Raw genomic sequence first — 12,121 nt, 5'->3', positions numbered from 1 at the left:
GAAAACAATACAAATTCCGGAGAGTGGTGGGTTAAACTTGACTGAGAAAAAGAATTGGAATGAGTTGAAGTCAGGAGAGTCTTTGGTCGCATTTTTCCTGATTCGCAGGGTTGAAACGAAGACTACGGCTGGCGGAAACCGGTATCTTGATATCGTCTTAGGTGACGCCGGCGGGGAAATAACCGCAAGGATGTGGGACTGCAAGCAGGAAGATGAAGCACTGTATCAAAGCAATATGCTTGTAAAGATCAAAGGCAGTATGGCGGAATGGCAAGGCAAGAAACAAGTTAAGATCGATAAAATCCGTGCAGTTGTTGAGGACGATCAAGTTGACATTCAAGCGTTTATACCTGTCGCACCGTATAGTCCAGAAGCAATGTACGCTGAGCTTCTGCAATACCTCGCCGGGATGGAGAATGTCAAACTAAGAGAAACAGTCCAGCTTCTCCTGACAGAAGCCGGAGAGAAACTGCTTATTCATCCGGCTGCTGTGCAGAATCATCATGCCTTAAGGTCGGGACTGCTGTATCATACGCTGACGATGCTTAAAGCTGGAGAAAAACTAGCGGATGTCTATACTTTCCTGGATAAAGATCTTCTTTATGCCGGGATCATGCTGCACGATGTTGCCAAGCTTGATGAAATTGATGCCAATGCCCTGGGGATCGCTACGGAATATACAGTTGAGGGGCAGCTGCTAGGCCATATTGTTCAAGGAATCAAGAAAATTGAAAAGGCTGCAGGCAAGGCGGGTCTCGATGAGGAGACCAGTCTCCTTCTTCAGCATATGCTGCTTTCGCACCATTATGAGCCGGAATATGGCAGTCCCAAGAGACCGATGTTTCCAGAGGCAGAAATCCTTCATTATCTGGATATCATTGACGCCAGGATGTTTGATATGCAAAAAGCCCTGAATGAAACCGAGCCTGGGAATTTTTCCGATAAACTTTGGACACTGAATAACAGAAGGCTATACAAGAGGTGAAAAAATGTTAAAAAGGAATGCAGTGAAAATATGGGGAAAAATGCTTTGTTTGCTTGTTATAGCCTTACTGTTGCTGACTGGCTGCGGGATTCTGGGCGGAGGCGGTCAGGACGTACCTTCGGATGACTCGGGAAACTACGCGATCAAGGTCGGACTGATTACCGGCCAGGATGGAATCGAGGATATTTATTCTGAAAAAGCCTGGGAAGGACTGCAAAAGGCACAACAGGAACTAAACGCCGGGATCGGCTATGCTAAGGTCAAAAATGATAAAGACTATCCGTCAGGACTTGCCGAGCTTAAATCCCAGAACTGTCAGGTCATATTTACCATAGGTTCTGCTGCCGTTCCGGCAGCTCTGGAAGCGGCAGAAAAAAACCCTAAAATTACCTATGTCTGTCTGGACAGCACCATCGAGGGAACCATACCTGATAATATTCTGGCCGTGTCTTATAGAGTAGAGGAAGCTGCTTTTCTGGCAGGGTATCTGGCGGCCAAAATGACGGAAACAAATGTCGTTGGTTTTATCTCAGGGGACAATAAAGAAGCAGCACAGCCTTACTTTTATGGTTTCAAGAGCGGAGTACGGTTCGTCAATCCCAACTGTGAGCTTTTGAAAGGAAATGCCGCCACTTTCACCAATAAGGTCAGGGTCCAAGAAATGGCGGAAGCCATGGTCAATTCTGATGCCGATGTTATTTTTCATAGCGCAGGTCTGGCAGGAAAAGCAATGATTGAAGTCATGCAGGAAAAAGGCAAGTATGCCATAGGTGCTGACATCGATCAAAATAGTCTGGCACCTAAGACTGTCCTTACTTCAGTCATCAAAGAAAACGGCGAGGTCGCTTACAGCATCATCAAACAAATTGAAGAAAACACCTTGGCGTCCGGTAAAAATGTATCGTATGGCTTAGCAGAGGGTGCCGTTGGTTTGGCAGAGACAACTGAATCTATGGTTTCGGAAGAAACCTATACCAAAATAAATGAATATAAACAAAAAATGATTGACGGAAAGATCACGGTTCCGGCCAATGAAAATGAAACATTTAAAATCACATATTAGATGATGTCAATAGTCTGCGATAATGTCACCCTGATAGGGTGATAACTGTGCAGCAGAAATGTCATCCCTAAGTTTCTTGGAATAGAAAATTTCGGTATAGCCAAACCAAGGGGAATTAGTTTTGTTTTTAGGTTTAATTAAAGTCTCAGAAGGTAGGCAATTAGTAGAGTTGTCCGGCTGAGAGATATGTATTATACTTTCCTTAGGCTGAGTATTAAGCGGTTCTGGTTTAATCACAAGGCCCTTGAAAAGAACCTGCATTCCGATATGTTTACTGGTTGCTACAGTAATCGTGTCATGAGGGGATGCAGGGATTTCTTTATTATCCTTAGAAATTGGCAACCGGTATTTCTGACCTCTATAAGAAAAGGAAAGGCCTGAATCAAGCTTTCTTGTTTCATGTATAGCAAAGGTTAACTGAAATGCAGCCAAATCCTGTTTGGGCAAATAGGCCTTTTCCATGCTGGCAGCCTGGACGGAGAATTTGCGGTTGTAATAGGGAATATATTGCCTCAGGAATTCATTAGCCTGTTCAATTGAATTAATGCCTTTACGCTTCATATCTTTAGGCAAACGATCCTGCAAAGTTTCCCAGAGCCTTTCAATCCCCCCTTTAGCTTGTGCAGACTTGGCAATGATAAGTAGAATTTTGGTTTCTCTGAGAGCTCTTGCGAAGTGGGGTTGACGCTCGACTTTACCAGTTAGTTCTTCATCTAGTGTCAGTTTCTTTTTTGTTTTACTGTCATAAGCAAAGACTGTTCTACCATCGGTGTAAATTTCCCTTGGCAAATGGCCGTCTTGATTCATCTGAAACATCAACTCACAATACCCTTCAAAGGTTTCTTCCTTTTCGAAATGAAGAGCTAGAATACGACCTGTGGCATCATCTACAGCACCATGAAGGTGCAGGTAGGAGTCATTGCCCAGCCAATCATAACTGGAAGCATCCATCTGAACGAGTTCTCCTTCACGTTTACGGGCATTTCTTGACCGATGTTTCTTCGGTCTTCGTTTGGCCTTTGGGGATCGAATACCACTGGCTTTTAGATGTCTTGAAACAGTGCTGACAGAGACAAATATCCCCTTGTCTTCAGCGAGAACATCGGTAGCATGGCAAAAGTTATAGTTGATCAATTCCTTTTCGTAAATCTCAATGATGTTCAAGGCTAACTTTGGATCTAAGGCATTAGCAGGCTTACGTCCTCTGTTTTTATGCAGAATGCTCATGACCCCATTGGCGGTGGCCTCCACTTTCAACCGCTGTACTTGTCTGACGCTGAGATTTAGAAGCCCTGCTGCTTGTTTGTTTAATAAATGGCCTGCCAATAATTCTTCGATAATGGTTACTTTTCTTGCTTCTTGCTTGCTCATTTCTAATTTCATTCTCCCATTATATCTGTTTTGTGAGGGGATGACATTTTCCTTGAAGAATTATACTATGACATTATCGCAGATCAACAACAAATCACATATTAGATGATTGACATTGAACGCTAAACTATGTATAATACTTATGCCAAGTAGAAGCCATCCGCTTCTCACCTCATGACATAATGCCGATGAGGTCCTAGTGAGTTTTCCAGTATGGTTATGCTCATTTTGTATGATGAAGACGGGTGGAATACCGTCTTTATTTTTTTATACTCTTTGGCTCGTTGTAAGCAAAAAATTGGAGGTGATTCGCTATTAACAAAGATTTACGGATTAATGAAGAAATCCGGGCTCGGGAAGTTCGATTAGTAGGTGAAGAAGGAGAACAACTCGGGATCATTCCTATTAAAGATGCCTTGAGCGTCGCTGCTGAAAAAGCGCTTGATTTAGTGGAGATTGCTCCTGCTGCCAAACCACCGGTTTGTAAGGTGATGGATTATGGGAAATATAAATATGAACAGGCGAAGCGTGATAAAGAAGCCCGTAAGAAGCAGAAGGTTGTTGAAATTAAAGAAGTCAAGCTCCGCCCGAATATTGAAGACCATGATTTTATGACCAAAGCGCGCAATGCCCAGCGCTTTTTAGGCGATGGCGATAAAGTAAAAGTTACCATCATGTTTAGAGGACGGGAGATAACACACCCAGACCATGGTAAAGTATTGTGTTTACGAATGGCTGAATTTCTTAGTGAAGAAGCTCTTGTCGAGCGTGAACCCAAAGTCGAAGGTCGCAATATGGTTATGATTTTAGCTCCTTCCGCACACAAACACGATTAAAATGAAAAGGGGGTTATCATAAATGCCTAAAATGAAAACACATCGTGGAGCTGCCAAACGTTTTAAGAAAACTGCTACCGGCAAAATTGTTTGTTATCATGCATATAAAAGCCATATCTTGGAGAAGAAGTCACCAAAGCGTAAACGGAATCTTCGTAAAGCGGCGGTTATGCATAGTACCGATGCGAAACGTATTGCTCGCCTGATCGCTTATGTTAAATAAGAATATCACTTAAAGGAGGTCTTTAAAAATGGCCCGTGTAAAAAGAGGCGTCAGAGCACATGAACGCCATAAAAAAATATTAAAATTAGCCAGAGGATATAGAGGACGTAAGAGCAAACTTTTCAGAATGGCCAAACAGCAAGTCGTTAAATCGATGGCGTATGCTTATGTTCACCGCAAACAGAGAAGACGCGATTTTCGGAAACTGTGGATCACCAGGATTAATGCAGCTGCCCGAATGAATAACATTACGTATAACCGGCTGATGTACGGTCTGAAGCTGGCCAATGTCAATATCAACCGCAAAATGCTGGCCGATTTGGCAGTTAATGATGCTGCAGCTTTTACGAAGCTTGTAGAAGTTGCCCAAAGCAAACTCGACAACACCAATGCAAAAGCTCAGGCGAATGCTTAAGTCAAGAATATCTATGATGAACTTGGAGTTCGGTCTTTTCAGGACCGGACTCTTGCTCTATGTGCAGCAAGGACGACGGCATAGGATGCGCCTAGTATATTGATCTTTAACAAATATAATTATTGGGGTCTGGTCTGCGACCTAATATGGGGTAATCAGACTCAGGCTTGAATGAAATTATTTGAGCAATCCGGGAGGATTATCATGATCGTTTCTTTGCAAAATGAACAGGTCAAGCATGTGGTATCCCTGCATGATAAAAAAGGCCGTAAAGAATATAGGGAATTCCTTGTAGAAGGCAAACGTTTTGTACAGGAAGCTATTCTTAGGCAAGCGCAGCTTAAGAAGGTTTATTATACGGCCCAGGACGCAGCGGCGGAACCATCAGATCCGCAGTACTCCTTAAATATTTCCGGACTGGTGACGGAGATACGAGCGCTGGGAATAGAAGCTGAAGAGGTGTCTGAAGCGGTGATGCGCAAAATGAGCGCTACAGAAGCCCCTCAGGGTATCCTCGGAATAATCCGGAAAAACGAATTTGACTGGCAGGATATCAAGGTTCGGAAGGATACCATTCTTCTTGTCGTTGACGGAATCCAGGATCCGGGTAATTTGGGCACGATTTTAAGAACTGCCCTGGCTGCAGATGTCAAGCAAATCATTTTGACAAAAAAAACGGTGGATCTTTATAATCCCAAAGTTCTGCGCAGCAGTATGGGCTCCGTTTTTTCTGAGGTGATTTTGGCGGATAAAACGCCTGAAGAAATAGCAATTTTTTGCAGACAAAAAGAATGTTCCATGGTCGTATCCACCATGGGTGGAACTTCCATATTTAAGACGAACATTCGTGAAGACTATCCTTTGGCATTAATTATGGGAAATGAAGCAACAGGGCCGTCAGCTTTTTTTATGGAAAAGGCCGCTAAGCACTATTCCATTCCAATGTTTAACAATGTTGAATCGTTGAATGCGTCAATGGCTGCCGGAATATTCCTTTATGAAATGCGAAGACAGGGACAATTCTTGTAAACCATGATTGAAAATGATATAATTCTGATCAGGCAAAGAAAACAGTTACTTTGCTTTCCGGACCAAAGCCGAGGAAAGGTGGGCTCAAAATGTCAGCGCCTGATTATTTTTGGAAAGCCTTCGAGGCAACCGGTTCTCCCCAAATATATCTTTTGTACAAGAACAACGACAAATTGAGAAGTGACAATGAACGGAACAAAAGGCAGGCAGGCCTCTAAAGGGAGGACCGACTCAGACTGAAAGTCGGCCAGGCAGGCAGCTACCTCAACATGGGAGTCTTGAGGTTGAAGTTCATTCCGGGAGTTATATCGGTTGGCAGCCGTTACCAGCTTATTAAGTGTGAACTGTGATTTGACGCATGGTCAAAAAAGGGTGGTACCACGGGAATACGAACTCTCGTCCCTAGTCGGACGAGGGTTTATTGTTTTTTTACATAATTAATTGCTGAAAGGGTGACCGCGATGCGAGAAGAAATTCAAAAAATTAAAGAAGATACACTGGGGCAACTGACCAAGCTGACTTCGTCGGAAGAGCTTCAGGAGCTAAAAGTCCGCGTGATGGGCAAAAAGGGATCCCTCACATCCTTGCTAAAGCAGATGGGTCAGCTCAGCGCGGAAGAGCGTCCCAAAATGGGGCAGATCGTTAACGAACTGCGCACGCAGCTTGAAGATGCCTGGGACAAAAAATGGAGGGAATTTGAAAAGAATGCTTTGGAAAGCAGACTAAGGGAAGAACGGATCGATATCAGTCTGCCGGGGTATTCTTTACCTCAAGGACACCAGCATCCTTTAAGCAAAGTGATTGAGGAAATTGAAGATATTTTTATGGGCATGGGTTTTACCATTGCTGAGGGACCAGAAATAGAAACGGATTACTATAACTTTGAAGCGCTGAACCTGCCGAAAGACCATCCGGCCAGGGATATGCAGGATACGTTTTTTATCACCGAGGATATTCTGCTTCGGACGCAGACCTCGCCGGTCCAGATCAGAACCATGGAAAAACAAAGACCCCAGCTTCCGGTCAAGATCATTGCGCCAGGTAAAGTCTTCCGCAACGATGATGATGCAACCCACTCGCCGATGTTCCATCAGGTAGAGGGGCTGCTGGTCGATAAGGGAGTCAGAATGTCCGATCTCAAAGGACTGCTTCTGTATTTCTCCAGACAAATGTTTGGCGAATCCCGCGAAATCCGCTTGAGGCCGAGCTTCTTCCCATTTACGGAGCCCAGTGCTGAAGTTGATGTATCCTGCATGCTTTGTGGTGGTGCAGGTTGCAGGCTGTGCAAAGGGACCGGCTGGATTGAAATCTTGGGGGCCGGAATGGTTCATCCGCATGTGCTGGAGATGGGAGGCTATGATCCTAAGGAAGTAACAGGCTTTGCTTTCGGCATGGGCGTAGAACGGATTGCAATGCTGAAATACGGCATTGAAGATATGCGGCTGCTTTTTGATAATGATATCCGCTTCCTGGAGCAGTTCTAAAATAGATCGAGTGATTACAGATAGATTGTTTTGATTGATCCTATAACATGTTAATGTATGGAGGATACTCTGATGAGAGTAAGTATGGAATGGCTAAAACAATACCTCGAGCTTCGTCTCAGTCCTGAAGAACTGGCAGAAGTCCTGACCGGGGGCGGGATTGAAGTTGAAGGGGTAGAATGCTTGAATAAAGGCTTTGCAGAAGTCTATATTGGTGAAATTCTGGATATCCAGCCCCATCCCGATGCCCAAAAACTGCAAGTATGCCGTTTGAATACCGGCAGGGAAGTACTGACCATTGTTACGGGTGCCTCGAATGTCCTTGTCGGGGATAAAGTACCGGTAGCCGTTCCGGGAGCGGTGCTTCCAGGGGGTAAAGAGATTCAGCCGGTCGATATGAGAGGCGTAAAATCGTATGGGATGCTTTGTTCCGACAAGGAACTCGAAATCGAAGCTGTCGGTCAGGAACGCAGTAAAGGCGGGATCCTGATCCTGTCTCCTGACGCGCCTGTCGGTGAGAGCCTGGAAACATATCTCGGTTTGCAGGACAGCGTCCTGGAACTGGAACTTTACCCTAACCGGCCGGATTGTCTGGCGATGGTCAATGTTGCGAGAGAAGCCGGGACGTTGCTCGGGAAAAAGCCTGTTTTGCCGGAATGGGCCCGGGAGGAAATGCCTTCCTGGCCGGAAGATGTCAGGCAGAAGGTTGAAATTGAAGATCCGGAACTTTCCTGGCGTTATTCGGCCCTGCTGGTGGATGATGTCGTCATTCAACCCTCGCCGCTTTGGATGCAGAATCGGCTCCGGGCTGCCGGAGTCCGTCCGATCAATAATATTGTCGATATTACCAACTACTGCATGCTGGAAATGGGACAGCCGCTTCATGCGTTCGACCGGGATAAACTTCAGGGTACGGTCAGAGTCCGCAAAGCCAGACAAGGTGAAACCATGGTCAGCCTGGACGGCATCGAAAGAAGATTGGAACCCGATATGCTGGTTATTGCCGACGATAACGGGCCGCAGGCCATTGCCGGTGTCATGGGCGGTCTGGAAAGCGAAGTGACCGGCAAGACCTGCAGGATCCTGTTTGAATCAGCACATTTCCTCGGTTCGAGTGTCCGGCGTACCAGCAGAAAGCTGGGACTCCGTTCGGAGTCTTCCAGCCGTTTTGAAAAAGGCGTTAATCCTTACTGGACAGTCCCAACCCTGGGCAGAGTGGCAGAATTGCTGCTGGAACTCGAGGCAGGTGTACCGATGTCCTTTACGGAAAAAGTCTGTGCGCTTCCGCCCAAGGTTCGGATCGAAATAGCGGTTTCCACGGTCAATCAGGTACTGGGTGTGGAATATACGGATCAGGAAATTGAAAAGGTGTTTGAAGCTCTTGATTTTGAATATCTTAAATTGCCAGACTGCCGGTACAGTGTTGAAATTCCTTCTTACAGGCAGGACCTTAAAATTGAAGTTGACTTGATTGAAGAGATTGCCCGCATCATAGGCTATGATAAGATTCCTACCACCCTGCCGCAGGGCAGCCAAACGCAAGGGTGCAGGACACCTGAACAGGTTTTCCGGCGCAAACTGCGTAAAATCCTGATCAAAGCCGGGATGAACGAGGTTATTTCCTACTCTTTCAGCAATAAAGAAATGGATGATCAATGGGGGTCAGAAGGCCGGAATATCCCACTCTTAAATCCATTAAGGGAAGAATTAGGAACGATGAGGACGTCACTTCTGCCTGGGCTATTGGAGATTGCGTCCAGAAATACCGCCAGACGCAACACGGATCTGCTGCTGTTTGAAATCGGCAATGTCTATTTGCCAAAAGAGCTGCCGTTAAAGAAGCTGCCCGATGAGGTTTCCCGGATTGCCGGCTTGGCGCAGGGGGAAAGCAAACGCCACTGGCTGAATTCGCAGGTGAAATTTGATTTCTTTTATGTTAAAGGGATACTGACACAAATTGCGGAAGAATGCGGAATGGAATTTGAATATCGGAGAATTGAGGAAGGCAAGTACTGCAGCCTGCTTCATCCCGGGAGGTCCGCAAGCATTTACAGCAAAGGGGAGTACCTTGGTATTCTCGGGGAAATCTATCCGCAGCTCGACCAGAAATGGGACCTGCAGTGTCCGGTGCTGTTTGAGCTCGATTTTGGAGTGCTGTCCAGGAATGCCAATCTCACGGTTGTTGCCAAATCGTATCCGCGTTATCCGGCAATTCAGCGTGACCTGGCCGTTGTGGTCCCTGAAGAGGTATCAGCAGAAGATATTAAGAAAAAGGTCATGGCACTCGGCGGGGAATTCCTGAAAGAAGTAGAGCTGTTCGACGTGTATCAGGGACAGCCCGTTCCGGCGGGACACAAGAGCCTTGCCTTTACGATGCGTTACCAGTCTGCAGAACGAACCTTGAAAGATGAAGAAGTGAACGCTTTTAATTCCGACATCCTTTCGGGAATACAGCAGGAATTTGGGGCAAAATGGCGAAAATAACAATAATAATGCAGTTAACAAGGTACTAGACAGGAGAGCGGGTGAAGACTGTGAATCCGGAAGAACAAAAAGTATCGGTTCTGATTTTCGGAGAACTTCATGTTATTCGCGGCAAGGGATCTGAGGAATATATCAAGAAACTCGCCCATGATGTCGATAAAAGAATGGAAGAAATTGCGTTGAAATTCCCGAGGATACCAGCACATCAGGTAGCTATCCTGGCAGCACTCAATTTTGCAGATGAATTGGCAAAAATAAAAGAAGAACAGATGACGCTTCTTAACATGTTAGGAGAAAGCGGCGGCGAATAATTTTTTTTACATCTGACGGTGATTAAGAAATGGTCGATCCCGCTTATTATTCGGCCATTTCTTTATTATTTTTCGCAGGCGCCTAATATTTGAGAAGGACTGCGCTATTTTTGCTTTTGTTTATCAGGAAATGATAGAATAAAATGAAACAAACGGAGGTGTTACAATGAAAGGAATTGTCACTGTAATAGGAAAAGATAAAGTCGGGATCATCTATGGCGTTACCAAGATTCTGATGGAGAGAAATGTGAATGTAGAGGATATCAGTCAGACCATTATGCAGGATTATTTTACCATGATGATGCTGGTCAACCTTTCCAACATAAAATGCGATTTCAGTGTTCTGAAGGAAGAGCTCGATGCCTTGGGTAAAGAGATCGGATTGTCGGTGAAGATTCAAAGAGAAGAGATCTTTGACTACATGCACAATATTTAACTTATAGTTAACAAGGGTTGACAAGTTGCCAGGCCAGAAACAGGGGAAGTCTTTTGGAGGTAAATAATGAATCTCTATAAAAATATTTTTGAAACCACCCGCATGATCGAGAAAGAAAAACTGGATATCAGGACCATCACAATGGGCATTTCTTTGCTTGATTGCATTGACGCTTCAGGAGAAAAGGCCCGCCGGAGAATTTATGACAAAATTACCAGGTTGGCACAAAATCTTGTCAAAGTCGGCAATGAAATCGAAACTGAATATGGCATTCCCATTATCAATAAACGAATTTCCGTTACGCCGATGGCCATCATCGCCTCCGGGAGTGAAGAAGAAAGCTATGTCGAGTTTGCGAGAACGCTGGACAAAGCAGCCCGGGAGGTCGGCGTTAACTTTATCGGAGGCTTCTCTGCGCTTGTGCAGAAAGGCTTTACGAAAGGCGACAGAATCTTAATTGAATCAATCCCTGAGGCTCTGAATGAAACAGAACGGGTATGTTCGTCTGTGAATGTGGCCAATTCCAAAGCCGGTATCAACATGGATGCAGTGAAGATGATGGGAAAAGTCATTAAAGATACAGCTTATTTGACCAGGGACAGGGATTCTCTGGGTTGTGCGAAGCTGGTGGTATTTGCGAATGCCGTTGATGACAATCCGTTTATGGCGGGGGCCTTCCACGGGGTTGGCGAACCCGAAGTTGTGGTCAATGTCGGGGTAAGCGGTCCCGGCGTCGTCAAATGTGCCATGGAGAAGGTCAAGGGAGAACCCTTGCATGTCGTAGCCGAGAACATTAAAAAGACTGCCTTTAAAATTACCCGGGCCGGTCAGCTGGTTGGCAACGAAGTATCCAGAAGACTGGATGTACCGTTCGGTATTTTGGATTTGTCCCTGGCCCCAACACCGGAAATCGGAGACAGTGTGGCCAGGATTCTTGAAGAAATGGGCTTGGAAGCCTGTGGAACCCATGGCACGACTGCAGCGCTGGCTATGTTGAATGACGCTGTCAAAAAAGGCGGCATTATGGCCTCCTCCTCCGTAGGGGGACTAAGCGGGGCCTTTATCCCGGTTAGCGAAGATGAAGGAATGATCAATGCAGTCAAGAACGGAGCCTTGACCTTTGACAAACTTGAGGCGATGACCAGTGTCTGCTCCGTAGGGCTGGATATGATTGCGATACCAGGAGACACGAAGGAATCGACGATTTCAGCCATGATTGCGGACGAAGCCGCTATCGGCGTCATCAATAACAAAACGACCGCAGTCCGCGTGATTCCTGTCTATGGCAAAGGAGTCGGCGATACAGCCGAGTTCGGCGGTTTGCTGGGCTATGCACCGATCATGGCTGTCAATCCGTTCAGTGCGGAAGAATTCATTAACCGCGGCGGCAGAATTCCAGCGCCGATCCACAGCTTCAGGAATTAACAATTGCCGATTGACAAGGCACGAAGCGCTAAATAAAGATGATAACCTATAAACCTTTA

12 protein-coding genes and 1 other annotated feature are annotated in these 12,121 nt (G+C 45.6%); of the genes, 11 read left to right on the top strand and 1 reads right to left on the bottom strand.

The genetic code is table 11. The features are described 5' to 3' along the window. The first annotated feature begins 82 nt into the window (after window positions 1-82). Entirely contained in the window at window positions 83-985 is a 903-nt protein-coding gene (locus DHBDCA_RS09680; protein WP_015044032.1) for a 3'-5' exoribonuclease YhaM family protein, read from the top strand. Between the two features lie 4 nt (window positions 986-989). Then, window positions 990-2,048, top strand: coding sequence for a BMP family lipoprotein (locus DHBDCA_RS09675; protein ID WP_015044031.1), 1,059 nt, complete (start codon window positions 990-992; stop codon window positions 2,046-2,048). 6 nt (window positions 2,049-2,054) lie between these two features. Here the strand turns inward: DHBDCA_RS09675 and DHBDCA_RS09670 are convergent, their stop codons facing one another. Beyond that, the gene (locus DHBDCA_RS09670; protein ID WP_242824890.1) at window positions 2,055-3,431 is read right to left on the bottom strand and encodes an ISNCY family transposase; all 1,377 of its coding nucleotides are present in this window, start codon (window positions 3,429-3,431) and stop codon (window positions 2,055-2,057) included. A gap of 129 nt (window positions 3,432-3,560) precedes the next feature. Beyond that, window positions 3,561-3,690: a sequence feature (ribosomal protein L20 leader region), on the top strand. 43 nt (window positions 3,691-3,733) lie between these two features. Here DHBDCA_RS09670 and infC point away from each other — a divergent pair. The 9 genes from infC (at window position 3,734) to DHBDCA_RS09625 (ending at window position 12,062) form a co-directional block, all read left to right on the top strand. Continuing rightward, a complete protein-coding gene (gene infC / locus DHBDCA_RS09665) occupies window positions 3,734-4,255 on the top strand; it encodes a translation initiation factor IF-3 (RefSeq protein ID WP_081580527.1) in 522 nt (173 codons plus the stop codon). A 22-nt stretch (window positions 4,256-4,277) separates the two neighbouring features. Continuing rightward, window positions 4,278-4,478 carry a 50S ribosomal protein L35 gene (rpmI, locus tag DHBDCA_RS09660; protein WP_015044028.1) on the top strand — a complete coding sequence of 67 codons (201 nt, stop codon included), beginning with the start codon at window positions 4,278-4,280 and terminating at the stop codon, window positions 4,476-4,478. 28 nt (window positions 4,479-4,506) lie between these two features. Then, the gene (gene rplT, locus DHBDCA_RS09655) at window positions 4,507-4,893 is read left to right on the top strand and encodes a 50S ribosomal protein L20 (RefSeq protein WP_015044027.1); all 387 of its coding nucleotides are present in this window, start codon (window positions 4,507-4,509) and stop codon (window positions 4,891-4,893) included. Between the two features lie 204 nt (window positions 4,894-5,097). Further along, the gene (locus tag DHBDCA_RS09650; RefSeq protein WP_015044026.1) at window positions 5,098-5,922 is read left to right on the top strand and encodes a TrmH family RNA methyltransferase; all 825 of its coding nucleotides are present in this window, start codon (window positions 5,098-5,100) and stop codon (window positions 5,920-5,922) included. A gap of 461 nt (window positions 5,923-6,383) precedes the next feature. Then, complete coding sequence (gene pheS / locus DHBDCA_RS09645) at window positions 6,384-7,406, top strand: phenylalanine--tRNA ligase subunit alpha (RefSeq protein WP_015044025.1); 1,023 nt, start codon at window positions 6,384-6,386, stop codon at window positions 7,404-7,406. 72 nt (window positions 7,407-7,478) lie between these two features. Next, window positions 7,479-9,890 carry a phenylalanine--tRNA ligase subunit beta gene (pheT, locus tag DHBDCA_RS09640; protein ID WP_015044024.1) on the top strand — a complete coding sequence of 804 codons (2,412 nt, stop codon included), beginning with the start codon at window positions 7,479-7,481 and terminating at the stop codon, window positions 9,888-9,890. 41 nt (window positions 9,891-9,931) lie between these two features. Next, window positions 9,932-10,201 carry a cell division protein ZapA gene (locus tag DHBDCA_RS09635; protein WP_015044023.1) on the top strand — a complete coding sequence of 90 codons (270 nt, stop codon included), beginning with the start codon at window positions 9,932-9,934 and terminating at the stop codon, window positions 10,199-10,201. A 166-nt stretch (window positions 10,202-10,367) separates the two neighbouring features. Further along, a complete protein-coding gene (locus DHBDCA_RS09630; protein WP_015044022.1) occupies window positions 10,368-10,637 on the top strand; it encodes an ACT domain-containing protein in 270 nt (89 codons plus the stop codon). 66 nt (window positions 10,638-10,703) lie between these two features. Then, window positions 10,704-12,062, top strand: a complete 1,359-nt coding sequence (locus DHBDCA_RS09625; RefSeq protein WP_015044021.1) for a PFL family protein — start codon at window positions 10,704-10,706, stop codon at window positions 12,060-12,062. The last annotated feature ends 59 nt before the right edge of the window (window positions 12,063-12,121 follow it).

The sequence above is a fragment of the Dehalobacter sp. DCA genome, assembly GCF_000305775.1.
Classification (GTDB): Bacteria; Bacillota; Desulfitobacteriia; order Desulfitobacteriales; family Syntrophobotulaceae; genus Dehalobacter; species Dehalobacter alkaniphilus.
Note: the sequence above shows the minus strand (reverse complement) of the source record. Positions and strands in the feature narration are given on the sequence as shown.

Bases quoted from the DNA above. Each gene is read 5' to 3' on its own strand.
- DHBDCA_RS09675 (WP_015044031.1), top strand. From the start codon at position 990: ATGTTAAAAAGGAATGCAGTGAAAATATGGGGAAAAATGCTTTGTTTG.
- DHBDCA_RS09625 (WP_015044021.1), top strand. From the start codon at position 10,704: ATGAATCTCTATAAAAATATTTTTGAAACCACCCGCATGATCGAGAAA.
- DHBDCA_RS09650 (WP_015044026.1), top strand. From the start codon at position 5,098: ATGATCGTTTCTTTGCAAAATGAACAGGTCAAGCATGTGGTATCCCTG.
- rpmI (WP_015044028.1), top strand. From the start codon at position 4,278: ATGCCTAAAATGAAAACACATCGTGGAGCTGCCAAACGTTTTAAGAAA.
- DHBDCA_RS09670 (WP_242824890.1), bottom strand. From the start codon at position 3,431: ATGAAATTAGAAATGAGCAAGCAAGAAGCAAGAAAAGTAACCATTATC.
- rplT (WP_015044027.1), top strand. From the start codon at position 4,507: ATGGCCCGTGTAAAAAGAGGCGTCAGAGCACATGAACGCCATAAAAAA.
- DHBDCA_RS09630 (WP_015044022.1), top strand. From the start codon at position 10,368: ATGAAAGGAATTGTCACTGTAATAGGAAAAGATAAAGTCGGGATCATC.
- pheT (WP_015044024.1), top strand. From the start codon at position 7,479: ATGAGAGTAAGTATGGAATGGCTAAAACAATACCTCGAGCTTCGTCTC.
- pheS (WP_015044025.1), top strand. From the start codon at position 6,384: ATGCGAGAAGAAATTCAAAAAATTAAAGAAGATACACTGGGGCAACTG.